Below are 22,738 nucleotides of genomic sequence, written 5' to 3'. Positions count from 1 at the left end.
GAGCTTTCATGCAACGCTCTGAAGTGAATGCGATCCTACAACGCACCCGCGAATTCTTTATGCGCCAGGATGTGCATCTGCCGCCGTGGGCCGATTACGGCCTCAGCCAGTGGCGCGCGCTCGATAAACATGACGCCGATGAACTGCTGGCGCTGCACCTCGGCTGGGATGTCACCAGCTTCGGCGCTGACGATTTCAACCAAACCGGTTTAACCCTGTTCACATTGCGCAACGGTTCGCGCGGTGGCCAGCCGTGGGCCAAACCTTACGCCGAAAAGATCATGCACGTGCGCGAAGGGCAGGTCACGCCGATGCATTATCACCCGCAAAAGATGGAAGACATTATCAATCGCGGCGGCGGCAATCTGATCGTCACGCTGCATAACCGCGCGGGCAATCAGCTGGCCGAGACGGCCGTCAACGTTACGCTGGATGGCATCCGCCAAACCCACGCCGCCGGTTCGCAGCTGCGTTTATCGCCGGGCGAAAGCGTCACTTTGTTGCCGGGCATCTGGCACAGTTTTTGGGGTGAAGAGGGCTACGGCGACGTGCTGGTGGGCGAAGTCTCAATGCCCAACGACGACGAACATGACAACGTGTTTCTCACCCCGCTGGCGCGCTTCAATCCGCTTGATGAAGATGAAGAACCGCGCTGGCTGCTGTGTAACGAATATCACCGCTGGCTGGCCTAAAGGAGCCTGATATGGCACTGATTTCCCTGGCGCAGGGTTTGGCCCATGCGCAACAGAACGGCTACGCGCTCGGCGCGTTTAACGTCCTCGACACCCATTTTCTGCGCGCGCTCTATCAGGCCGCTGAGCGGCAGCGCTCGCCATTTATCATCAGCATCGCCGAAGTGCATTTCAAGTACGTCAGCCTCGAACATCTGGTCGCCGCCGTGCGCACCGAAGCGGCGCTGCACGATATTCCAGTGGTGCTGCATCTCGATCACGGCCTGCATTTTGAGGCGGTGATGCAGGCGATTCGCCTTGGCTTCACCTCGGTCATGTTCGATGGCTCGACGCTCAGCTACGAGGAAAACGTACGCCAGACGCGCGAAGTGGTGAAGATGTGCCACGCGCTTGGCGTTTCGGTGGAAGCCGAACTCGGTGCGGTGGGCGGCGATGAAGGCGGTGCGCTGTTTGGCGAGGCCGACAGCGATAAGTTTACCGATCCGGCGCAGGCCGCTGATTTTGTGCACGCCACCGGCATTGATTGCCTGGCGGTGGCGATTGGCAATGCGCACGGCAAATACAAGGGCGAACCCAAACTCGACTTCGACCGGCTGGCAGCGATTCGCTCGACGGCCGGCATTCCGCTGGTGCTGCATGGCGGCTCCGGAATTAGCGATGCGGACTTCCGCCGCGCCGTTAGCCTCGGCATCAACAAAATCAACTTCTACACCGGCATGTCGCAGGCGGCGCTCGGTGCGATTGAAGCGCAGATTACCCAGCGCGATGCGCGCTACGACTCCTTTGCCGAGTTGCTGATGGCGGTGGAGCGCGACATCGCCAACGTGGTGGCGCAGCAGATGCAGGTATTTGGCAGCGCCGGGAGGGCCTGACAGCATGGTGCGTAACGGAATCATCGGTGCCGGCAGCATGCTGGTGGATCACGTGCAGCGCATCAGCCACTGGCCGGAACAGGGCTGGCTGACGGAAATTCAGCACAGTGAGAAGTGCAGCGGCGGCGCGGCGCTCAACGTGCTGTTTACCCTGGCGCGCATGCAGCTGAATTTGCCGCTGGCGGGCGTTGGCATGGTGGGCGAGGACAGCGACGGCGACTACATCCTGCAACTGCTGGACGATCATCACATCGACCGGCAGTTTGTGCAGCGCACCGCAGGCATCAACACGGCGATGACGCAGGTGATGACCACGCCGGACGGCCAGCGCACCTTCTTCCATGCACGCGGTGCCAATGGCAAGCTTGATTTGGCGCATTTCGCCGCCGTCTCCACTGCACATCGCATCTTCCATCTTGGTTATTTGCTGCTGCTGGATAGCCTCGATGTGCCGGATGAGGAATACGGCACGCGCAGCGCACGATTGCTGGCGCAGATGCAGCAACGCGGCTATCTCACCTCACTCGATTTGGTGTCGCGCGTGGGCGAATATCGCCCGCTGGTGGTGCCTGCGCTGCGCTGGCTCGATTATCTGGTGATTAACGAACTGGAAGCGCAATCGCTCACCGGCGTAAGTCTGCGCACGCCGCAAGGACTTGCCGCACCCGCAGCCTTTGCCGAGGCGGCGACCTGGCTAATGCAGCAAGGCGTACGTCAGCGAGTGGTGATTCACGCACCGGAAGGCGCGTGGGGCCAGCAAGCGGACGGCGAAGGGCGCTGGCAACCGGCGTGGTGTTTAGCGCCGGAAGAGATTGTGGGTAGCGTTGGCGCGGGCGATGCGTTTTGCGCCGGTGTACTTTATGCCAGCCACGAAGGCTGGTCGCTGACGGAAACGCTGAAGCTGGCGCATACCTGCGCCTGTTTTAATCTGCATGCCGCAAACGCGCTGGACGGCACGCGGCCATTAGCCGAGATGCAGCGCTGGATGGATCAGGCGATTTGCGTTTCGCGCGCCGAAGAGGCAGGGCGCATTACGTCGGCGGAGAAAACATAGCCGAGACCGCGAATGGTGCGGATCAGGCTCGGTTGATGCGGGTTGCTTTCGATCTTGCGTCGTAGCCGCATGATCAGCACATCAATGGTGCGATCAAACACTTCAAGGCTTTCGCTGTGCGTCAGTTCGAGCAGTTGATCGCGGGTTAATACTTTGCGCGCATGCGCCACCAGCGCGCGCAGCAGCGTATATTCACCTTGCGTTAGCGGCACGCTTTCGCGCTGCGGATTGAACAGCTGACAGCGCGCATCGTCCAGCCGCCAGCCGTTGAATTGCCAGCCTTCATCCGGCAACGCTTCCGGTTGCGCCAGTCGTCCGCAGCGACGCAGTGCAGCGCGCGCCCGTGCCACCACTACGCGCGGGTTGAACGGCTTGGCGATGTAATCATCCGCGCCCATCTCCAGTCCCACCACCATGTCCGCTTCCGAACCCATGCCGGTCAACATGATCACCAGCAGATCGGGACGCTGCCGCTGCATCTGTTGCAGCACCAGCAAGCCGTTGGTGTCTGGCAACATCATATCCAGCATCACCAGCGAAATTTCCGGGTGCAGCGCCAGCAGGGCCAGCGCATCTTTACCCTGGTGGCAGCAATAAACGGTAAATACATGTTCATTCAACACATCGTGCAGCAATTCGCACACTGCACGATCATCATCGACCACCAAAATCGCGGGCTTCATGGATGCGCCTCTTTTGTTACGAAAGGGTTAAAAGCAGTGTAACCCGATGTTTTTTACCTGCTGATTCAGTCAACAGAAACGTGAGCGCCATCGCCTGGCAGAGTGTGGAAGCGTGCAGTGCCGCACTCTTTTTGCCAAACAATCGCAACGAGGGAAAACGATTGCGCAGCGCTGGTGCAATGCACCATAATCGCGCCTCATTCTGGTTCGGAATTATCCTAAGCGAAGCATTATTCGGAAACGTAATCGATTGCGTAGGGTGATGGCATAGCTATTGCTATACCCTAAATAATTCAAGTTGCAGGAAGGCGGCAAACTTACGCATCTCCGGGAGCTTACTTAAGTAAGTGACCGGGGTAAGTAAGTGCAGCCAACGCATCTGCAATTTGAAGGATGACGGATATGTGGACAGGGGAAGGTTAAACGCCTTGCGTCCAATAAAAAAATAAGTCTGTAAACCACATTGGCAAGGAGCGCGCGCATTCGTGCCGACTCCGCTCATGAGAGATGATGATGTTAGAAAAACTCTTCAAACTAAAAGCGCACAACACAACGGTTCGCACAGAAATTATTGCGGGGATCACCACCTTCCTGGCAATGGCTTACATCCTGTTTGTTAACCCGAGCATTCTCGGTGCAACTGGCATGGACAAAGGTGCGGTCTTCGTGGCGACCTGTCTGGCAGCGGCGATTGGCTGTGTGTTAATGGGCCTGATCGCTAACTATCCGATTGCACTCGCACCGGGCATGGGCCTCAACGCCTTCTTTACCTATACCGTGGTTCTGCATATGGGTTACACGTGGCAAGTCGCGCTGGGCGCGGTGTTCTTGTCGGCGGTGATCTTCTTTGCCATGTCGCTTTTCAAAATTCGTGAGTGGATTATTAACAGCATTCCGCTGCCGCTGCGTGCCGGTATTGGTGCCGGTATCGGCCTGTTCCTGGCAATCATCGCGCTGGAAGGCGCGGGTATCGTGGTGGATAACCCAGCTACGCTGGTTGGCCTGGGCGACCTGACCAAACCGGGCCCGCTGCTGGCGCTGCTCGGCTTCTTCATCATTGTGGTGCTGGAAGCGCGTCGCGTTACCGGCGCGGTGCTGATCGGCATTTTGGTGGTGACTTTCATCTCCATGGGCATTGGTCTGACGCCGTTTGGCGGCGTGTTCTCTGCTCCGCCTTCTATCGCGCCAACCTTTATGCAGCTGGATATCGCGGGTGCCTTTAACGTTGGCCTGGTCAGCGTGATCTTCGCCTTCCTGTTCGTGGACGTGTTCGATAACACCGGCACCTTGCTGGGTGTGACCAAGCGTGCTGGTCTGGCGGATGAGCAGGGCAACGTGCCGAAAATGGGCCGTGCGTTGATCGCAGATAGCGCCGCTGCGCTGTTTGGCTCGCTGCTCGGTACGTCAACCACCACCAGCTATGTGGAATCTGCTGCGGGCGTCAGCGCCGGTGGCCGTACCGGTTTGACGGCAATTGTGGTGGCGATTCTGTTCCTGCTAAGCCTGTTCTTCTCGCCGCTGGCGGGCAGTGTACCGGTTTATGCCACCGCGCCAGCGCTGCTGTTTGTTGCGGTGTTGATGGCATCTGGTCTGGCTGATATTGACTGGAAAGACATCACCACCGCCGCGCCGGTAACCGTGACTGCGCTAACCATGCCGCTGACCTACTCAATCGCCAACGGTATTGCGTTCGGATTCATCACCTGGACAGTGGTGAAACTGCTGAGCGGCCGCACCAAAGAGGTCAACCCGGCGCTGATCATTCTGTCGATTCTGTTTGTCATCAAACTGGGCTGGCTGAGCGCGTAAATCTTACTTAACGGAAGCCCGCTCGGGCTTCCGTGTCTGCCGTTGCATCCCTTCGTTTATTTTCTGCGTGTCACCTCGCAATCCTTTTTGATGCTCACTTTCCTTCAATCTCAAAACGGCCCAGGCTGTGCGTGTTGTTTAAACCTGCCCGCAAAAAATGTGCTGCGAATGGCGGGATCGTGGAATGTTAATGCTGCGCAAATCTGTTTCACTAACGGTGTGGTGGAAGGATTGAGCAACGCGATGGAAGAGGATTCGGTGATGGATTACCCCATTAGCAATACAACTCGTGTGTTCCCACCGCTTATTTTTGACGTTGGAAACAAAGGAGATCATCTAATGGAACAAATAACCAAACGGGTTGAACAGCTGGAAAAAACCACGCAGCAGATTCAGACAGATGTTGCGGTGCTCACGGCGCGTTCAGAACATTTTGCCACCAAAGCGGATATCGAAAAGGTCAGAGCCGAGCAGGGCGTGATGCGGGTAGAGATCATGGGCGAGCTCGGGGCGCTGGAACAACGTATCGATAAGAAGTTTGAGCGGATGGAGGATCAACTCAACCCGAAGTTCGACAAAATTGATCTAATATTTGAAAGAATTGAGCAAAGATTTGAAAGAATTGACCAAAGATTTGAAAGAGTTGACGAAAGATTTGAAAGAGTTGACCAAAGATTTAATCAGCTGGAGGATAAAATATCTGCTTTCAATGACAGCATAACCTGGAAAATCATGATACCGACCGGTCTTCTGGTGCTGGCGTGGTTTGTGCAGAATATCGTTTTGAAAATGTCATAACGCGTTTTACTGCACTGTTCCGGCCCTTCATAGGCCGGAACCCATTATGATTACCTAAACGGTGGTTCGTTAAAGGTTCTTAGCTTCCTCGAATGCAGTTTATCGCCTTCAGCTCGCAGCAGTTCCACCGCGCAGATGCCAATCTGCAGGTGCTCGGAGATTGCGCCTTCGTAGAAACGGTTTGCCTGGCCCGGTAGCTTGATCTCGCCATGCAGCGGTTTATCCGATACGCACAGCAAGGTGCCGTAGGGTACACGGAAGCGGTAACCCTGCGCGGCGATGGTGGCGCTCTCCATATCAACCGCAACGGCGCGGCTCAGGTTGAAGCGCAGCGCAGAAGCGGAGTAGCGCAGCTCCCAGTTACGGTCATCGGTGGTGACAACGGTGCCGGTGCGCAGGCGCTGTTTAACTTCTTCACCGGGCATGCCGCTCACCGCTTTGGTGGCGTCATACAAGGCGCGCTGCACTTCGGCGATGCTGGGGATTGGGATATCTGGCGGCAGTACGCTATCCAGTACGTGGTCGTCGCGCAGGTAGGCATGCGCCAGTACATAGTCGCCGATGGTTTGGCTTTCACGCAGCCCACCGCAGTGGCCAATCATCAGCCAGGCGTGCGGACGAATCACCGCCAGATGGTCGCAGATGGTTTTGGCATTGGACGGGCCAACGCCAATGTTCACCAGCGTAATGCCGCGACGATTCGGTGATGTTAGGTGCCAGGCGGGCATTTGGTGCTTCTTCCACGCCAGATCGGACATCATCGCCGTCGGGTCTTGAGTATCGGCAGTGATCACCACTTCACCGGCGCAGGCCAGGCTGTCGTAAGGCGTGTTGGGATCCTGCACTTGCTCAATCGCCCAGCGCACGAACTCATCAACGTAACGCGTGTAGTTGGTGAACAGCACGAACGGCTGGAAGTGCTCTACGCCGGTGCCGGTGTAGTGGCGCAGGCGTGCCAATGAGAAATCGGTGCGCAGCGCGTCAAAGTGCGACAGCGGGAAAATCGCATTGGCGTGGAACAGGCCGTCGGCGGTTTCATCACCGATTTGCGACAGTTCGGTGGTCGGGAAATGGCGTGCGATGCTGGCACTCATTGAGCGGTCTAGTGACAAGCCGTCAATCACATAAGGATAAGGAATTTCCTGCTGGGATGGCGCGACCTCAATCAGCACGTCGTACTCTTTTTCCAGCATCTGCAACTGCTCGCTGAGATAGTGGCGCAGCAGCGCCGGGCGCGTGATGGTGGTGCTGTAGCTGCCGGTATGGGTAAAACGTCCCCATGCGCGGGTACGATTTTTCTGCGGGCCTTCGCCCAGCCAGGTGATGCGCAGCTGCGGATAGACAAACAGCCCTTGCTGACGAGCGGCTTCATCCGGCAACTGCCCGCTGGTGGTGAAATCGCGGATGGCGTTGCGCAGCGCGTCAACGGCTGCATCGTACAGGCGCTCTAATTCGTCCAGCGCTTGCTGGCTGCTCAATCCGTTCCGTTGTGTATTCATGGGTTCTCCTTCAGGAAACGTGGACCGTTTTCACCAGAGCATAGCGGATAAACCCTTCGTGACGATGAAGAATCTGTGATCGACCGCATTCTGCACCATCACGGTGCTGGTGCATGGCGTAACCACAGCTATGTTTATGATCAGCAGGGATGTTACATCGCGTGTCTCCTGTTCTGGAGCGATGCCCGAGTAATAAATCGTCTACCTTCGCGGTATTGGCGAGCTTATTGCTTAGTTTTCAACCGTGGCCTTAATGAATCTATCTCTTTCCTAAAAAGAGGTCGCCATGAATGGCGACCCTACGGGGGATGGGCCGCATGCTGTTTTGCCGAAGTTTCAGAAATTGATTTCTCCCATGCCGTGGTATGGCTCCGTTCCTGACCCGTTGAGGATTGAAAGCATGTCTTTGAAATTCATAAAACACCCAATGAAGGTGGCGATTGCAGGTTGTTTAAGCGTGGCCTTTTACGCTCAGGCAGATATTAAAATTGGTGTGGCCGGTCCGTTCTCTGGGCCTAATGCGACGTACGGCGCGCAATACTGGAAAGGCGCGAGCCAGGCTGCGGAGGATATCAACGCGGCGGGCGGCATCAACGGCGAGAAAATCGTGCTGGTACAGGGCGATGATGCTTGTGAACCGAAACAGGCGGTATCCGTCGCTAACCGTCTGGTTGATCAGGATAAGGTGATGGCGGTAGTCGGCCACTTCTGCTCCTCATCCACCATGCCCGCTTCGGAAGTCTATGATGAGGCCGGCGTATTGGCGATCACCCCCGGATCAACCAATCCGAAAATTACCGAACGCGGCATGAAAACCATGTTCCGCATGTGTGGTCGTGATGACCAGCAGGGCGCTATCGCTGCGGATTACATCATCGACAAGCTCAAAGCCAAGAACGTGGTCATCATTCATGACAAAGACACTTACGGCCAGGGTTTAGCGGATGCCACCAAAGCCTCGCTTGAAAAGCGTGGTGTGAAAGAAGTGCTGTATGAAGGGCTGTCGCGCGGTGAGAAAGATTTCAATGCATTGGTAACCAAGATCGGCGCGCTGAAACCGGACGTGGTCTATTTCGGTGGCTGTCATCCGGAGGCCGGTCCGCTGGTGCGCCAGATGCGTGAGCAGGGCGTTAATGCCGCCTTCTTCTCTGGCGACTGCATTGTGACTGAAGAGATGGTGACGGCAGCAGGCGGCCCGCAATACACCAAAGGCGTCTACATGACCTTCGGTAACGATCCGCGCACCATTGCCGATGGCAAAGCGGTGATCGAGAAATTCCGCGCTAGCGGATTTGAGCCAGAAGGCTACACCTTGTATGCCTACGCCTCCGTGCAGACGCTGGCGGCTGCTTACAAAGCGGCAGGCAAAGACAACGCTAAGGCCAGCGACTGGCTGAAAGCCAACAGCGTTGATACCGTGATGGGAAAAAAAGCCTGGGACAGTAAAGGCGATCTCAAAGTGTCGGATTACGTCGTGTACCAATGGGACGACAAAGGCAAGTATCACCAGCTGTAATGTGCCACGCGGCCCCGCGCAGTGCGGGGCCATTCGCGATTGAGCGCGAGGTGTGCGCTCCCATTGAGTACGAGACGACATTATGGACGCCTTCTTCTTACAGCAGCTGATCAACGGTTTAACGCTCGGTGCCGTGTATGGCCTGATCGCCATCGGTTACACCATGGTTTACGGCATCATCGGCATGATCAACTTCGCCCACGGCGAGGTGTATATGATCTCCGCCTATCTGTGTGCCATTGGCTTATCGCTACTCAGCTTTTTCGGCATTCACTCATTCCCGCTACTGATTTTCGGCACCTTAATCTTCACCATCATTGTCACTTCGGCTTACGGCTGGGCGATTGAGCGTATCGCTTATCGGCCGCTGCGTAACTCGACGCGCCTCGCACCGCTGATTTCGGCGATCGGTATGTCGCTGATTTTGCAGAACTACGTGCAGCTGAGTCAGGGGCCGAATCAACAGGGCATTCCCACGCTGCTGACCGGCGTGTTGCGCATGGAGTTTGATGGCGGCGTGGTGCAGATCACCTGGACCAAAATCTTCATCCTGATCGCCGCGTTTTGCGGTATGGCGCTGCTGACCTGGATTATCCAGTACACCAAACTCGGGCGTATTTGCCGCGCGGTGCAGCAGGATCGGCGTATGGCCTCAATTCTCGGTATCAATACCGATCGCGTTATCTCGCTGGTGTTCGTGATTGGTGCGGCGATGGCGGGATTGGCTGGCGTGCTGGTGACCATGAATTACGGCACCTTTGATTTTTACGCCGGATTTATCATTGGCATCAAAGCCTTTACTGCGGCAGTGCTCGGCGGCATCGGTTCGCTGCCGGGCGCGATGCTCGGAGGTTTGCTGCTGGGCGTCGCGGAAGCGCAGTTCGCCGGGATGGTGAATTCTGACTACAAAGATGTGTTCTCATTTTCGCTGCTGGTGGTGATTTTGATCTTCCGCCCGCAAGGACTGCTGGGACGGCCGCTGGTCGCTAAAGTGTGAGGAAGCCCCGATGAATGCAATGACGCAAAGTCCTGTGCGCCAGGCGCTGCTCGACACGCTGCTGGCGGGATTGGTGGCGCTGGTGGTGTTTGGTCCGATTGTTGGCGTGGTGCTCGACGGTTACAGCTTCAAACTGTCGCCACAGCGCGTGGCGCTGTTGGTGGCGGTGGTGATGGCGGGGCGCTTGCTGTTTAGCGTGTTTCTGCACGCGCCTTTCGGTCAGCGCATTATGCGCAAGTTTGCCAGCAGCGATGACGGTGTTTACGTGCGCGAGCCCGGCTATCGTTCGCGTTTGCGCTGGATATTGCCGTTGCTGCTGATCGTGGCGCTGGCCTTTCCGTTTCTCTCCAGCAAATACCTGCTGACGGTGGCGATTCTCGGCCTGATATATGTGCTGCTCGGGCTGGGTTTGAACATTGTGGTTGGCCTCGCTGGATTACTCGATCTCGGCTACGTCGCCTTTTATGCCATCGGTGCGTACGGCCTGGCGCTTGGCTATCAATATCTTGGATTGGGTTTCTGGAGCATGCTGCCGCTGGCGGCGCTGCTGGCGGCTTTTGCCGGTGCGCTGCTTGGGTTCCCGGTACTGCGTATGCACGGTGATTATCTGGCGATTGTTACGCTCGGCTTTGGTGAAATCATTCGTCTGGTGCTGACCAATTGGGTGGCCTTTACTGGCGGTCCGAACGGGGTTTCCGTACCGTCGCCCACCTTCTTTGGCCTTGAGTTTGCCCGCCGCGCGCGCGATGGCGGCGTGCCGTATCACGAGTTTCTGCATGTCACTTACAACCCAAATATGAAGTTTATCTTCATCTATGTGGTGCTGGTTCTGGTGGTATTGCTGGTGCTGTGGATCAAGCATCGCCTGACGCGCATGCCGATTGGTCGTGCCTGGGAAGCGCTGCGTGAAGATGAGATTGCCTGCCGCGCAATGGGGCTCAATCATGTGTTGGTTAAGCTTTCGGCCTTTATGCTGGGCGCGTCAACGGCGGGCATTGCCGGGGTGTTTTTCGCCAGCTATCAGGGCTTCGTCAATCCTACCTCGTTCACCTTTTTTGAGTCGGCGCTGATTCTTGCCATTGTGGTGCTCGGCGGCATGGGATCGACGCTTGGCGTGGTGCTGGCGGCGTTTGTGTTGACAGTAGCGCCGGAGCTGCTGCGCAGCTTTGCCGAATACCGCGTGCTGCTGTTCGGCATGTTAATGGTGCTGATGATGATCTGGCGGCCGCGCGGGCTGGTGCGCACTGCGCGCGTCGGCGTGCCGTTGCGAAAAGGAGTGCGCCATGAGTGATGCCATTCTGCAAGTCAACAATCTGATGATGCGCTTTGGCGGCATCAAAGCGCTGAATGATGTCAGCCTGGCGGTGGAGCGCGGTTCGGTGACCTCGCTGATTGGCCCCAACGGCGCGGGTAAAACCACGGTGTTTAACTGTCTGACCGGCTTCTATCGCGCCACCGGCGGACGCATTGTGCTCAACGCCAACCAGCGCAGCACCGATGTGATTCAGGTGCTGGGGCAGAAAATCCATGCGGGCGACTGGATCAATCCCACCCGGCTCGGCTCGCGGCTCTGGTACAAGATGTTTGGCGGCGCGCATCTGGTGAACCGCGCCGGGCTGGCGCGTACTTTCCAAAATATTCGGCTGTTCCGCGAGATGTCGGTGATTGAGAACCTGCTGGTGGCGCAGCATATGCAGGTCAATCGTCAGCTGCTGGCGGGCGTGCTGAACACGCGCGGCTACCGTGAGGCGGAGAATCGCGCGCTGGATCGCGCTTTCTACTGGCTGGAAAACGTCGATTTAGTCGCCAGCGCCAACCGCTTGGCCGGTACGCTCTCTTACGGTCAGCAACGGCGGCTGGAGATCGCGCGCGCCATGTGTACGCGCCCGGAGCTGATTTGTCTGGATGAACCGGCGGCCGGGCTGAATCCGGTTGAAACCGAGGCGCTGAGCGAAATTCTGCATCGTCTGCGCGCCGATCATCGCATCAGCGTGTTGCTGATTGAACACGATATGCCGATGGTGATGCGCATTTCCGATCACATCGTGGTGCTCGATCATGGCGATGTGATTGCTCAGGGCACGCCGCAGCAGATTCGTCACGATCCCAAAGTGATTGCCGCCTATCTCGGCGAGGAAGAGGAGAGCGATCATGGCTGAACCGATGCTGGCTTTTGAGCAGGTCGATGTGTTTTACGGTCCTTTGCAGGCGCTTAAGCAGGTGTCGTTGACGGTGAATCAGGGCGAAACCGTGGCGCTGATTGGCGCTAACGGTGCGGGAAAATCCACGCTGCTGATGTCGATCTTTGGTCAGCCGCGCATTGCCAGCGGCGAGATTCGTTTGCGCGGTGAGGCAATCAGCCAGCGTTCCACGCACTTCATCGCCGCCAGCGGCATTGCCCAGGCACCGGAAGGTCGGCGCATCTTTCCTGATATGACGGTGGAAGAGAACCTGCTGATGGGCACCATTGCCATCGGCGAACGGTTTGTCAAAGAGGATAAAGAGCGTATGTATCAGCTGTTTCCGCGCCTGCTGGAGCGGCGCAAGCAGCGCGCCATGACACTTTCCGGCGGTGAACAGCAGATGCTGGCGATTGCCCGCGCGCTGATGAGTCGACCGAAGTTATTGCTGCTCGACGAACCCAGCCTTGGCCTCGCGCCGATCGTGGTGAAGCAGATCTTTGGTATCCTGCGCGAGTTGACCCAGCAAGGCATGACGCTGTTTCTGGTGGAGCAGAATGCCCGCCATGCATTGCAGCTGGCGGATCGCGGTTATGTGATGGTGAACGGCGAGATTCGCCTGAGCGGTAGCGGTGCCGAGCTGCTGAATAATGATGAAGTGCGCAGCGCCTATTTGGGGGGCGCAGCCGATCCTGCGGTGGTGGCGACAAAAAGTTTGTAATAATGATTAAATGGTGAGGGGAAACACTTTGCATAATTCTCAGTGGCCTATCATCATTATTACTCTTCTTCCTCTCCAAAGTGATTTGGTAATCCCTTGCAAAATCCTGGCGTAGCAGTGATGCGGGCGGTCAGAAACACGGCGTGGTATCCCAAACGCCGCTCTTACCGTACGTTGTTCTGGCGAGAAATCACCCCATTAGCCGTGCCCATTTTTATCGAAAACCTCTGCGTGATGCTGATGGGCGTCCTCAGTACCTTCCTGGTGAGCTGGCTGGGTAAAGAAGCGATGGCGGGCGTTGGTCTGGCCGACAGCTTCAACATGGTGATCATCTCCTTCTTTGCCGCCATCGATCTCGGTACTACGGTGGTGGTGGCGTTCAGCCTGGCAAAACGCAACGGCAAACGTGCGCGAGCCGCCACGCGACAGTCGCTGGGATTGATGACCGCGCTGGCGTTTGTGCTGGTGATCGCCATCGAGTTTTGGGGACATCTGATCATTGATGTGATTGCTGGCAGCGCCGATCCCAAAGTGAAAGAGCTGGCGCTGAGCTATCTGCAAACCTCGGCGTGGAGCTATCCTGCGGCGGCGATTGCGCTGATTGGCAGCGGCGCGTTGCGCGGCGCGGGTAATACCAAAATCCCGATGCTGATCAACGGCGGCATGAACATTCTCAACATCGTGATCAGTAGCGTGCTGATTTACGGCTGCATTGGTTGGGAAGGGCTGGGCTTTGTCGGTGCCGGATTGGGTTTAACCATCTCGCGCTATATCGGTGCGGCAGCGGCGATATACGTGCTGTATCGCGGTATTACGCCAGCATTGAAGATCTCCATCGCCAGCTATTTCCGGCGCTGGGATCGCAATATTTTGATGGAAGTGTTGGGCATTGGCGTGCCCGCCAGTATTGAATCGGTGCTGTTTAATGGCGGCAAATTGCTGACGCAGATTTTTGTCGCTGGCATGGGCACCAATGAGATCGCCGGTAACTTTATCGCCTTCTCAATTGCTTCGCTGATTAACCTGCCGGGTAACGCGTTGGGATCGGCATCGACCATTATTACCGGGCGCAGGCTGGGGCTGAATCAGGTGATGCAGGCGGAACGGCAAATCAAACACGTATTCTGGCTGGCGATGATTGGATTGTGTTCGCTGGCGTTGATCACTGTGCCGCTCGCCGGAACACTCGCGCAGTTTTACAGCCGCGATCCGGAAGTCATCTCAGTCACCAAGCATTTGATTTGGCTTAATGCCGCCTTTATGCCGATCTGGACCGCGTCATGGGTGCTGCCGGCCAGCCTGAAGGGCGCGCGCGATGCGCGTTACACCATGTATGTGTCGATGTTCAGTATGTGGGGCGCACGCGTGGTGGCCGGTTATTTCCTCGGGATTGTGCTGGGCATGGGCGTGATTGGCGTGTGGCTCGGTATGTTCCTCGACTGGACGGTACGCGGCGTATTCTTCTGGTGGCGACTCACCAGCGGCAAATGGCTGAACAATTATCGCAAGATGATGGCGAAGAGTCGGGGATAGGCGCGTTGGTTTGGTCGCCATAAATGGCGACCCTACAGTCTGATGAATCCCCACAAAAACGAAGCAGGCACAGTGGAAAAATGATCTAATTATTGCGCCAACAAAAAATAAGATCGCCACTATGCCTGCTTCCGCATTTTGCCATAAATTTTTACGGGAATCTTTAGCCAGCACCCATCAGTATCGTCGTAACGCCCTCACTGATATGACGATTTCCCTGACCCGCGGTGCTTCCCTCAATCTGACCAGCATTGGTCGCTCTCTTGCGGGTGATGCCCGCGTTAAGCACAAAATCAAACGCGTTGACCGCCTTATGGGGAATGCCGCCCTCCACCGGGAGGTGCCCGCGCTGTCACGCGACATTATCTGCTGGCTTATCCGGGACATGAAGGAGTGCGTCATTGCCGTGGACTGGAGCGCCTGGCCGACTCAGTCCTTCAGCCTTTTGCGTGCCAGCCTGCTGGCGGATGGACGCGCCATCCCGCTGCTGAGCCTCATCGCAGAAGGCGATAAGCTGGGAAATCCCGACCTTCAGAACCGTTTTCTGGACGACCTGGCCGGGTGCCTGGGAGACAGGAAAGTGACCATCGTCACCGATGCCGGGTTCCGCCGCGAGTGGTTTAACCGCGTTCAGTCGCACGGATGGCACTTCATCGGCCGGCTCAGGGGCAACGGCGTTCTGAAGCTGGCCGGAACGGAAGAGTGGGTAACGCCGGGTCAGCTAAAAGCCGGCACAACGCCGCGCTGTGCTGGTGCGGCCCGGCTGACGCGATATAAAAAATCACCGGCTTACGGCTTCGTGCACGTTCATAAGAGAGCACCCAAAAATCGTCACGGAAAGAAAAGCCGGGATCGTTTTTTTTACACGCGCGAAGAGGCAAACCAGAGTCGCCTGGCCCGTGAGCCGTGGGTGCTGTTTACCAGCGATGCGGAGCTGAAGTCACGGACGATAATGAAGCTTTACAGCCGGAGAATGCAGATAGAGCAGAACTTCCGGGATGAAAAGAGTGAACGTTACGGTATGGGGCTGAGAAGCAGCTTCAGCCGGAGTGTGGAAAGGATGTCAGTGCTGAACCTGCTGTCGACGCTGTGCAGCATCGTACTGTGGCTGATGGGCTACGCGCTTGAAAGAAAAGGCGAGCACCGGTTTTATCAGGCGAACACGGTGCAACACCGGCGAGTACTGTCATACCTTACGCTGGCAAGAAATGCGATAAGGCACAACCCGGCAGGGATCAGTCAGCTGGATATAGAAACGGCGCGAGCCGAACTATCAGCGAGTTACAGGGATATCGTATATGTGTATTAACGATATTCCTGGGGATCCCTCAGCCCTACAGTTGTTTGCCAGGGTTTTCGTGGGGTGGGCATTTATGCTCACCAACATATATGCATTAATTGGCAAAGAAGTGCACAACTAATCGTTTTGGTTATATGGGAGAATGCGGTTTACTGTCAGCCTCAATCATTTGTGGAGCAGCTGACAATGAAACATCTCTTGCAGCAGTGGTTTAACCAACTGATCAATGGCGAGACTGGACCCGCAGAAGAGCGCGAATTCGATCTCAGCAACCATATCGACCTGCTGATTCCCATCAGCCAACTGTACGGTGTTGAGTTCCATCCTTCGGTGTATCGCTACTATGAGAGATAGGCGCCTGCACCATGTGATCCGCTACAGCTACTGGAATGAGCTGTGCGCTGATGAATAAAGAACCCGCTCCCGGCCAGCGGGTTTTTTTATGTCTGCAATCCGTAAAAGCAAAAAGCCCGCTTAGTTTCCTAAGCGGGCTTCTCTAAATATGGCTCCTCTGACTGGACTCGAACCAGTGACATACGGATTAACAGTCCGCCGTTCTACCGACTGAACTACAGAGGAATCGTGTGAACGAGGCGAATATTAATGGCGCCCCTTGCAGGTGTCAACAGCTTAAAACACATTTGTATTCAACTGGCTAGCATTAGTACAAAGCGATCGCGATTTAAGCAGGTTCTGCTGTTAGCATCGCCAATCGCGCCAGTGGATCCTGACGGTAGAACTGCTGCAGATGGCGATACATCACCGGGAAGCGATTAGCCAGTAAATCCGGCGCACTGAAGAAATACTCTGACAGCACCGCGAAACACTCTGCTGCATCGCTGGCGGCGTAGGGATCGATGGTTGCCGCCTGTTCACCGACTAATTCAACTTCAGCTTCAATTTCTGCCATCGCCTGCTGCAAATCTTTCTCCCAGCTGGCGACATCACGTAGCGCCATCACCGGAATGCCGCTGGTATAACCGCTGCCGCGCGCATCAAGTTTATGCGCCACTTCGTGGATCACCAGGTTAAAACCGGAAAGATCGAGTGAATCCTGAATATCCAATGCGTTTAACACCACCGGACCTTGCGTCCAGCTTTGTCCGGCGTGCACTGCCGGCGCGTGGTGCACCAGACCGTTATCATCTTCCCAGCGATCGTCGACGTTGAACGGCTCGGGATAGATCAGCACTTCATGGAAGCCATCGAGCCATTCGAGTCCAAGCTTCAACACCGGCAAACAGAACAGCAGCGCCAGACGTGTCAGCAACAGTTCATCGAGCTGCAGGCCTTGCAGCGGCGAGATTTTTTTCTGCTGGAGGAAGCGTTGTGCCAGCGTAACCAGTGCGGTTTTTTCATCAGGATCGAGCAGTGAAAAGATGGGCTGCGCTAGCGCCTGTTGCCAGGGAAGCGCCAGTACTGAAGTCTCTATTTGCGCATGCCACGGCCATTTGAACATTGCGTCACTCACTCTTCAGACGAAAACAGTATCCTGGCGCGGCAAAGGGGAAATTGCCAGCGCGTAATCAAAGCCGGCTATTCAACCAGTTAGTCGAGAATTTGTCTGTGATTGGCGTGGCAAAGCGGGAAAGTCATGGTGAGGAAATGAAAAAGGTCGTCATGAATGACGACCCTACGTTTGCATGCTTCGCAGCGTTTATCTTTAGCGTTCAACCCGCTGAAACGCGATCACCCAAACCCACGGGTTCACTTCCCAGCTGGTGGCGCCGTACTGTTTCTGCCACGCTTTGCGGTAGGCTTCTTTCGGGGATTCAGAATTCATATTCATGGTGAAGAAGTTATTCAGGAAGTGCGAATCGGTCTGCACGCCTTCTGCCATGATGTCATCTTCACTGATGTCCTGAATCTTCTCGGCTCGTACCGAGGTAATTTGCAGATCGATGCGGCTAGCCCAGCGCGGCATATGAATGGCGGTCTGCCAGCCAAACTGCTCGGCATTCTGCAAATTCTCATCCAGCTGTCCCAGCTCATTGCTGTCAGCGCGATATTGGCAATACGCCGCATTGCGGAACGGCAGGGGATCGCGTTCGTAATCTGCCAGTAAGTTTTCCGGCACAATCGGGCCGCGCCAGGTTTCACGCACCCACAAGCCATCTCCCGCCTGACCAAATGGGCAGTGCGAACTGACATCGGTCATCGACATCAATTTATAGCCGTGCAGATGATTGGCGCTGACGTCAAACGCGTGTACGCCTTCATGGTGATCCTGACCCGGACCGAAAGCTTGAGTTTTCATAATGCGCCGGGTCTGCGTTTGCTGGCCAACCAGCAGGGCGCGCACCCGCTGTTCGGAAAAAAGAATCGGCCGTTCTTTCATTGCATACCTCTTATTGTGTCACAAACCCGGAAACTGCGAAGAATCCCCCAACATCCGTAGATGTGAGAGCTAGCATAATGGGTTTGAATCAGTTTGCTTAATAATTTGTCGCCTTAGTATCAGGCTAATCTGGCAATTTTAGATTTTAAAAATGGTTCATAAGCAAAATGTGTGCTGAAAAGGACTTCGCAAGGGATCCGAAGCCAGAATTTTTCCAGATACAGTACGTTATAAAGCCCAGAATGGGAACCTTTTCAGATAATGCCGTGTTGATCTGCCCTTAAGAAGCCGCATATATCAGCACATATAACTGGAATTTAGCGCTAAAGCGAAATTTGTTGATGACGCTAATATATTAAGCCTGTTGAACAGAGTTATTTAACTAAAACGCGCTAAGGAAATGCCGAAATCGTAATGGCTACTGTGCAAGTGACGTTAACAGCGCTATAACAAGATCGGGATCTCATTTTTACGCTTTGCACATCCTGGAAGGATGTAAAAAAAGTGTCATGACCAGGCCGCTATGATGTCCGCAGGAACTTAGATAACAGCAATAACAGGAGAAGCACGATGTCACTTACTCACTGGCAACAACGCTACGAGAACTGGCTGCAGCTCAATTGGCTGCATGACGACAAAGCCCACGATATCGCGCACCTGCGCCGCGTCTGGATGAGTGCCAAGCGCATCATGCAGCACAGCGACGCCGATCCTATGGTAGTCATGACCGCTTGCTACTTTCACGATGTGGTTAACCTGCCGAAAAACCATCCTGAACGTCATTTAGCCTCAACTTATGCGGCGGAAGAGACGCGCCGCATTCTGCAGCAGGATTTCCCGGACTTCCCATTTGAACTGCTGGATGCCGTCGCGCACGCGGTGCAGGCTCACAGCTTTAGCGCGCGTATCGCGCCACAAACGCTGGAAGCGAAAATTGTGCAGGACGCCGATCGTCTCGAATCATTAGGTGCTATCGGCCTGGCGCGGGTTTTCTACACGGCGGGCGCGTTAGGTCGTCCACTGTTCGATAGCGAAGATCCGTTAGGAAAAGAGCGTGAACTGGATGACGTGAAGTGGACGCTGGATCACTTCCAGAAAAAGCTGCTGGGTTTACCGCAAACCATGCAAACCGAAGCCGGGCGCCTGTTAGCGGAGCATAACGCGGATTTTCTCGTGCACTATATGGGCAAACTGTGCGCTGAGCTGCAGGGCAATCTGACGTCGGTTGATGAATCGGTGTTAAGGGATTTCAGCCCTATACACTCGTAATATTAAATTTTTATGACAGTCTGTTAACTTTCATCTGCTTCCGCTACGTTGTTGTAAATCAAAAGGGAGTATGAAAATGACCGAGACCGTTAACTTAACCATTAAAATTGACCCGGCACTGAAAGAGCACATCAAACAGTTAGCCGCAGATAACCAAATCTCCATGAGTCAGGAGATCGTTAATCGCTTGCAGGCCAGTTTAGATGCGGGTGCGCAACCGGCCATTGATAGCCTGGACACCCAGGAAGCGGTGGAAGACCAGCTCTCCGCTGCGGAATTGAAGCAGATTCGTGCGCTGCTGAAGAAAAGTAAGAAGAAGAAATAAGCGAAAAAACCCGTCATTGACGGGTTTTTTTATGCCTGCAGATTAAATACGGAACTGCTGCGCGCGCTGCGCCAGGCGGTCCGATAACTCGCGCAATTGCACCGCCGATTGCACCTGATGGGCGTTCAACGCTTCGTTTTGCTGCAGCTGTCCGCTCATCTCCACCACTTCCAACGCAATCTTTTTCACCCGATGGCTCTGCGCGGCACTGTTTTGCTGCAGCTCGTTCAGTTGCGTCACCACGCCAGACACCGCAGCGCTGATCTGCGCGAACAACACTTCCAGCGCTTTCACCTTATCGAAACCATCATGCACATGCTGCTGCGTATGCTGAATCAAGCCATCGATCTGGCGCGTGGAAGCCCCGCTTTGCTGCGAAAGCAAGCCCATCTCTTTGGCGACCACCGAGAAGCTGCGGCCGTAAGCGCCTGCATGTGCTGACTCAATGGCGGCGTTCAGCGATAACAACCGCGTCTGCATCGACAAGTCATCCAGCATGCCCACAATCCCGGCGATATCATCGGATGCGGTGACAATTTGCTGCATCTGGGTTTCCATCTTATCGACCTCTACCGCGCAGTTACGCATCAACGCATCGGCTGATTGTGCTTCCTGCGTTGCCTGCTGCGAGAACTGAGCACCGATCTCCACCTCTTCCGAAACGCGATCCAGGCGCTGCGACAAGTGATGGAAGCTGGCATTTTGCTTCTGGTGTTGCTGCATCACTTTTTCGTTGTGCTGCTGCATATCCTCGGCACCGGCGGCCACGCTGACCGCCACCGTGTTGATGTCGCGCACAATCTGTTGCAAGCCGCGCCGCATGGTCTCAATCGACTGGAATAGCTGGCGTGTTTCCAGCGACTGGCGACGCGGATGGTTTTGCGTATCGACCAGATCACCGGTGGCGATCTGTTCCAGCTGCGAATTAGCGCGACGCAGCGGCAACAGCACGCCGCGCATCAGCAAGCTGGATGCCAGCACTAACAGCGCCATCAGCACCGCGCTGACAATCAGCGACATATTGCGGCTCAGCTTCAAGGTGCTGAGCGTGTTCTGATTCACGCTGCTGAGCTGATGATTAGCCTGCTCGATTTCACTGAACCAGGCATCATTAAACTGTTGCTGAAACGCCTGCATTGGCACCATAAAAAAGGCGTTGATGTCGTTGGCCGCTAATCCTTTCAGCTGCTCCTGCAATCCTTCCGCCAGCATGGCGAAACCTTGCGCCAGCGGGCTATCTGCATTGGCGTGATAGGCGGCGAACTGTTGCTGTGCATTTTTCAACGAGTCATCGGCCGCCGCAGCCAGGCTTTTCCAGCTATCGACTGAGCCACTTTGCTGATCCTGCATCAGATAGATGCCGGCGCGATGGCTGTTATCGCTGGCGGTGAGCAGTTCAATGCGTGCTTTATCCAACAGGGCCAGACGTTCGCGCAGTTGATTGGCCTGCTGCAGTGAAGTTTGCGTCTGATTCACGTGGGTATTCAGCAGCAGCACACCGGCAAACTGCAGCGCGCAGAACAGCACGATAAACAGCAAAAACTGGCTACGCAAACTGGTGAGCCACAACGGGATTTTCAGGGATAACCGCGCGCGCAGCCGCAGCGGCAGAGAGATAACAGACAGGAGTGACATCACACGCCTCCAAAAAATAAAACAGGAGTATTGGCAGCACGCGTGACAGTTTGGTGACAGCGGGCGCGATTAGGCGGAAAACAGCATGAAGCGCGGCCCTAAATAAAATTGTGGTCCTGAATAGCTACGCCTTTTGCGCGGCGTACTGTTCAATCAACGGTAATAACAGTTGCGCCACCGCAGCAAATACCGGCACCACCACCGAGTTGCCGAACTGCTTGTAGGCTTGCGTATCGGACACCGGAATGCGCAGTTTGGCTTCTCCCGGCGCTTCAAAACCCATCAAGCGGGCGCATTCCCGCGGGGTTAAACGACGCGGACGGCGCGCCATATTCTCGGCCTGCTGGAAATCGGTTTCGCCTTGCGCATGATCCCAGCCGCGATCGATGAGGATTTCCGAACCATCTTTGTAATAGCGCGCCGATAAGGTGCGCACACAAATGTTCAAATTACGCGGATCGTTAAGGCCAAAGCCGAAGCCGTTGCCTTTGGCTTTATGCTTTTTTGCGTATTGATAGAGATAATTCCACAAGGTTGGCGACAACGTATATTTCGCTTCCGGCTGGGTTTCCAGCAGGCTGTGAAGTGACGGCACGTTTTGCGGATAGAGCGCGGGCAGAGCGCGCAACGAGAAACCCTTGCTGAGCCCGCTGTCGCGACGAATGCCCACCAGCACAATGCGCTCGCGATGCTGCGGCAGAAAATGGCGCGCATCGATAACCTTGGCATCCGGCAAACCGCTGTCGTTAGCATCCGCCACGTCATAGCCGAGTTCATCCAGCGTGGCCATGATGATGGCGAAGGTGCGGCCTTTGTCGTGGCTCTTGAGGTTTTTCACGTTCTCCAGCACGAAGAACGGCGGCTTTTTAGCGGCGAGAATGCGCGCCACATCGAAGAACAGCGTGCCTTGCGCTTCACACTCAAAACCGTGCGCGCGACCCAGCGCATTCTTCTTGCTCACGCCCGCCAGCGAGAAGGGCTGGCAAGGAAAACCGGCCAGCAGCACCTGATGATCGGGAATGGTGCGATCGATATGCTGATAAATTTCTTGCTCATCGCTAATGCCCGCAGGCTGCGTTACCAGACGAATATCACTGTTGAAGTGGTGCAACTGCGGATCGCTATACAGGTTGGCTTTATAGGTGCGCACCGCTTCTTTATTCCATTCGCTGGTGAACACGCACTGACCGCCAATCTGCTCGAAGCCACGGCGAATGCCGCCGATACCGGCAAACAGATCGACAAACTGGAATTTGGCGTCGTCATAATGCGCTGGACGCTGAGGCAGCAAGGCCTGCAGGCTGGCGACTTCGCGGCTGGAGAGCGCCGGCGCGGCACTTTTACCGGCGCGAATACGATTCAAACGCGGCACGCTCCAGTCGCGGCCACCGGCATCGGTTAAGGTGATAACCACATCGCGTGCGGCATAGATATCGAGCACCTGCAGTAACAGCGACGTCGCGTCATCCTGATTGGCGGTAAACGGGGAGGGCGAGACGGGGTCGATAGCGAGCATG

The 22,738-nt window shown here is 55.7% G+C and carries 21 protein-coding genes and 1 tRNA gene; 15 read left to right on the top strand and 7 right to left on the bottom strand.

Annotated elements, in window-relative coordinates; translation table 11 throughout:
• The first annotated feature begins 8 nt into the window (after nt 1–8).
• From VIJ98_RS12140 to VIJ98_RS12130, 3 genes are read left to right on the top strand one after another with little or no spacing between them, the layout of a single operon-like run.
• Nucleotides 9–692, top strand: coding sequence for a D-lyxose/D-mannose family sugar isomerase (locus VIJ98_RS12140; protein WP_061717633.1), 684 nt, complete (start codon nt 9–11; stop codon nt 690–692).
• Between the two features lie 11 nt (nt 693–703).
• Nucleotides 704–1,564 carry a ketose 1,6-bisphosphate aldolase gene (locus VIJ98_RS12135; RefSeq protein WP_008105480.1) on the top strand — a complete coding sequence of 287 codons (861 nt, stop codon included), beginning with the start codon at nt 704–706 and terminating at the stop codon, nt 1,562–1,564.
• 4 nt (nt 1,565–1,568) lie between these two features.
• Complete coding sequence (locus tag VIJ98_RS12130; protein ID WP_154157371.1) at nt 1,569–2,618, top strand: carbohydrate kinase family protein; 1,050 nt, start codon at nt 1,569–1,571, stop codon at nt 2,616–2,618.
• Here the strand turns inward: VIJ98_RS12130 and VIJ98_RS12125 are convergent.
• Entirely contained in the window at nt 2,555–3,301 is a 747-nt protein-coding gene (locus VIJ98_RS12125; RefSeq protein WP_061717630.1) for a response regulator, read from the bottom strand. The genes VIJ98_RS12130 and VIJ98_RS12125 overlap by 64 nt on opposite strands.
• Before the next feature lie 510 nt (nt 3,302–3,811).
• Here VIJ98_RS12125 and VIJ98_RS12120 point away from each other — a divergent pair.
• Nucleotides 3,812–5,110 carry an NCS2 family permease gene (locus VIJ98_RS12120; RefSeq protein WP_008105472.1) on the top strand — a complete coding sequence of 433 codons (1,299 nt, stop codon included), beginning with the start codon at nt 3,812–3,814 and terminating at the stop codon, nt 5,108–5,110.
• Between the two features lie 168 nt (nt 5,111–5,278).
• Nucleotides 5,279–5,908 (top strand): hypothetical protein, encoded by a 630-nt coding sequence (locus VIJ98_RS12115; RefSeq protein ID WP_323274193.1) that lies wholly within the window; start codon nt 5,279–5,281, stop codon nt 5,906–5,908.
• A 50-nt stretch (nt 5,909–5,958) separates the two neighbouring features.
• Here VIJ98_RS12115 and VIJ98_RS12110 read toward each other — a convergent pair whose 3' ends face one another.
• On the bottom strand, nt 5,959–7,407 hold the full coding sequence (locus tag VIJ98_RS12110; protein ID WP_008105468.1) for an AMP nucleosidase: 1,449 nt from the start codon (nt 7,405–7,407) through the stop codon (nt 5,959–5,961).
• Between the two features lie 400 nt (nt 7,408–7,807).
• Between VIJ98_RS12110 and VIJ98_RS12105 the strand changes: the two genes are divergently transcribed.
• The 8 genes from VIJ98_RS12105 to VIJ98_RS12070 all read left to right on the top strand — a co-directional run bounded on the left by VIJ98_RS12105 (nt 7,808) and on the right by VIJ98_RS12070 (nt 16,008).
• Nucleotides 7,808–8,923, top strand: a complete 1,116-nt coding sequence (locus VIJ98_RS12105) for a branched-chain amino acid ABC transporter substrate-binding protein (RefSeq protein WP_008105464.1) — start codon at nt 7,808–7,810, stop codon at nt 8,921–8,923.
• 82 nt (nt 8,924–9,005) lie between these two features.
• Nucleotides 9,006–9,920 (top strand): ABC transporter permease subunit, encoded by a 915-nt coding sequence (locus VIJ98_RS12100; protein ID WP_008105462.1) that lies wholly within the window; start codon nt 9,006–9,008, stop codon nt 9,918–9,920.
• A gap of 10 nt (nt 9,921–9,930) precedes the next feature.
• Nucleotides 9,931–11,211, top strand: a complete 1,281-nt coding sequence (gene livM / locus VIJ98_RS12095) for a high-affinity branched-chain amino acid ABC transporter permease LivM (RefSeq protein WP_061717626.1) — start codon at nt 9,931–9,933, stop codon at nt 11,209–11,211.
• Nucleotides 11,204–12,079 carry an ATP-binding cassette domain-containing protein gene (locus tag VIJ98_RS12090; RefSeq protein ID WP_323274190.1) on the top strand — a complete coding sequence of 292 codons (876 nt, stop codon included), beginning with the start codon at nt 11,204–11,206 and terminating at the stop codon, nt 12,077–12,079. The genes livM and VIJ98_RS12090 overlap by 8 nt, the downstream gene beginning before the upstream one ends.
• On the top strand, nt 12,072–12,821 hold the full coding sequence (locus tag VIJ98_RS12085; protein WP_061717625.1) for an ABC transporter ATP-binding protein: 750 nt from the start codon (nt 12,072–12,074) through the stop codon (nt 12,819–12,821). Before VIJ98_RS12090 ends, VIJ98_RS12085 begins: the two co-directional genes overlap by 8 nt.
• Before the next feature lie 120 nt (nt 12,822–12,941).
• Entirely contained in the window at nt 12,942–14,354 is a 1,413-nt protein-coding gene (locus tag VIJ98_RS12080) for an EmmdR/YeeO family multidrug/toxin efflux MATE transporter (protein WP_323274188.1), read from the top strand.
• Between the two features lie 121 nt (nt 14,355–14,475).
• Nucleotides 14,476–15,663, top strand: a complete 1,188-nt coding sequence (locus VIJ98_RS12075) for an IS4 family transposase (protein WP_323271900.1) — start codon at nt 14,476–14,478, stop codon at nt 15,661–15,663.
• A 177-nt stretch (nt 15,664–15,840) separates the two neighbouring features.
• Complete coding sequence (locus VIJ98_RS12070) at nt 15,841–16,008, top strand: hypothetical protein (RefSeq protein ID WP_167391193.1); 168 nt, start codon at nt 15,841–15,843, stop codon at nt 16,006–16,008.
• A 149-nt stretch (nt 16,009–16,157) separates the two neighbouring features.
• Here the strand turns inward: VIJ98_RS12070 and VIJ98_RS12065 are convergent.
• The 3 genes from VIJ98_RS12065 to VIJ98_RS12055 form a co-directional block, all read right to left on the bottom strand.
• Nucleotides 16,158–16,233, bottom strand: a tRNA-Asn gene (locus VIJ98_RS12065).
• Between the two features lie 103 nt (nt 16,234–16,336).
• The gene (mtfA, locus tag VIJ98_RS12060; protein ID WP_008105449.1) at nt 16,337–17,113 is read right to left on the bottom strand and encodes a DgsA anti-repressor MtfA; all 777 of its coding nucleotides are present in this window, start codon (nt 17,111–17,113) and stop codon (nt 16,337–16,339) included.
• 204 nt (nt 17,114–17,317) lie between these two features.
• Nucleotides 17,318–17,992 carry a hypothetical protein gene (locus VIJ98_RS12055; protein ID WP_008105447.1) on the bottom strand — a complete coding sequence of 225 codons (675 nt, stop codon included), beginning with the start codon at nt 17,990–17,992 and terminating at the stop codon, nt 17,318–17,320.
• Between the two features lie 570 nt (nt 17,993–18,562).
• On the opposite strand from VIJ98_RS12055, the gene VIJ98_RS12050 reads away from it, so the two are divergent.
• Both VIJ98_RS12050 and VIJ98_RS12045 read left to right on the top strand, forming a co-directional pair.
• Complete coding sequence (locus VIJ98_RS12050; RefSeq protein WP_154157376.1) at nt 18,563–19,261, top strand: phosphohydrolase; 699 nt, start codon at nt 18,563–18,565, stop codon at nt 19,259–19,261.
• Between the two features lie 76 nt (nt 19,262–19,337).
• Nucleotides 19,338–19,586 carry a hypothetical protein gene (locus tag VIJ98_RS12045; RefSeq protein WP_008105442.1) on the top strand — a complete coding sequence of 83 codons (249 nt, stop codon included), beginning with the start codon at nt 19,338–19,340 and terminating at the stop codon, nt 19,584–19,586.
• Between the two features lie 42 nt (nt 19,587–19,628).
• Here the strand turns inward: VIJ98_RS12045 and VIJ98_RS12040 are convergent, their stop codons facing one another.
• Nucleotides 19,629–21,221, bottom strand: coding sequence for a methyl-accepting chemotaxis protein (locus VIJ98_RS12040; protein ID WP_154157377.1), 1,593 nt, complete (start codon nt 21,219–21,221; stop codon nt 19,629–19,631).
• 124 nt (nt 21,222–21,345) lie between these two features.
• Complete coding sequence (gene dcm / locus VIJ98_RS12035; RefSeq protein ID WP_154157378.1) at nt 21,346–22,737, bottom strand: DNA (cytosine-5-)-methyltransferase; 1,392 nt, start codon at nt 22,735–22,737, stop codon at nt 21,346–21,348.
• Nucleotide 22,738 lies beyond the last annotated feature (1 nt).

Origin of the sequence: Pantoea sp. S18 (genome assembly GCF_045689705.1) — a bacterium.
Lineage (GTDB): Bacteria > Pseudomonadota > Gammaproteobacteria > Enterobacterales > Enterobacteriaceae > Pantoea > Pantoea symbiotica.
The sequence above is the reverse complement of the archived record's forward strand: the minus strand, read 5'-3'. Positions and strand labels throughout refer to the sequence as shown.

Coding starts and splice junctions, on each gene's coding strand:
- VIJ98_RS12140 (WP_061717633.1), top strand. CDS start 9: ATGCAACGCTCTGAAGTGAATGCGATCCTACAACGCACCCGCGAATTC.
- VIJ98_RS12135 (WP_008105480.1), top strand. CDS start 704: ATGGCACTGATTTCCCTGGCGCAGGGTTTGGCCCATGCGCAACAGAAC.
- VIJ98_RS12130 (WP_154157371.1), top strand. CDS start 1,569: ATGGTGCGTAACGGAATCATCGGTGCCGGCAGCATGCTGGTGGATCAC.
- VIJ98_RS12125 (WP_061717630.1), bottom strand. CDS start 3,301: ATGAAGCCCGCGATTTTGGTGGTCGATGATGATCGTGCAGTGTGCGAA.
- VIJ98_RS12120 (WP_008105472.1), top strand. CDS start 3,812: ATGATGTTAGAAAAACTCTTCAAACTAAAAGCGCACAACACAACGGTT.
- VIJ98_RS12115 (WP_323274193.1), top strand. CDS start 5,279: ATGGCGGGATCGTGGAATGTTAATGCTGCGCAAATCTGTTTCACTAAC.
- VIJ98_RS12110 (WP_008105468.1), bottom strand. CDS start 7,407: ATGAATACACAACGGAACGGATTGAGCAGCCAGCAAGCGCTGGACGAA.
- VIJ98_RS12105 (WP_008105464.1), top strand. CDS start 7,808: ATGTCTTTGAAATTCATAAAACACCCAATGAAGGTGGCGATTGCAGGT.
- VIJ98_RS12100 (WP_008105462.1), top strand. CDS start 9,006: ATGGACGCCTTCTTCTTACAGCAGCTGATCAACGGTTTAACGCTCGGT.
- livM (WP_061717626.1), top strand. CDS start 9,931: ATGAATGCAATGACGCAAAGTCCTGTGCGCCAGGCGCTGCTCGACACG.
- VIJ98_RS12090 (WP_323274190.1), top strand. CDS start 11,204: ATGAGTGATGCCATTCTGCAAGTCAACAATCTGATGATGCGCTTTGGC.
- VIJ98_RS12085 (WP_061717625.1), top strand. CDS start 12,072: ATGGCTGAACCGATGCTGGCTTTTGAGCAGGTCGATGTGTTTTACGGT.
- VIJ98_RS12080 (WP_323274188.1), top strand. CDS start 12,942: ATGCGGGCGGTCAGAAACACGGCGTGGTATCCCAAACGCCGCTCTTAC.
- VIJ98_RS12075 (WP_323271900.1), top strand. CDS start 14,476: ATGCCTGCTTCCGCATTTTGCCATAAATTTTTACGGGAATCTTTAGCC.
- VIJ98_RS12070 (WP_167391193.1), top strand. CDS start 15,841: ATGAAACATCTCTTGCAGCAGTGGTTTAACCAACTGATCAATGGCGAG.
- mtfA (WP_008105449.1), bottom strand. CDS start 17,113: ATGTTCAAATGGCCGTGGCATGCGCAAATAGAGACTTCAGTACTGGCG.
- VIJ98_RS12055 (WP_008105447.1), bottom strand. CDS start 17,992: ATGAAAGAACGGCCGATTCTTTTTTCCGAACAGCGGGTGCGCGCCCTG.
- VIJ98_RS12050 (WP_154157376.1), top strand. CDS start 18,563: ATGTCACTTACTCACTGGCAACAACGCTACGAGAACTGGCTGCAGCTC.
- VIJ98_RS12045 (WP_008105442.1), top strand. CDS start 19,338: ATGACCGAGACCGTTAACTTAACCATTAAAATTGACCCGGCACTGAAA.
- VIJ98_RS12040 (WP_154157377.1), bottom strand. CDS start 21,221: ATGTCACTCCTGTCTGTTATCTCTCTGCCGCTGCGGCTGCGCGCGCGG.
- dcm (WP_154157378.1), bottom strand. CDS start 22,737: ATGCTCGCTATCGACCCCGTCTCGCCCTCCCCGTTTACCGCCAATCAG.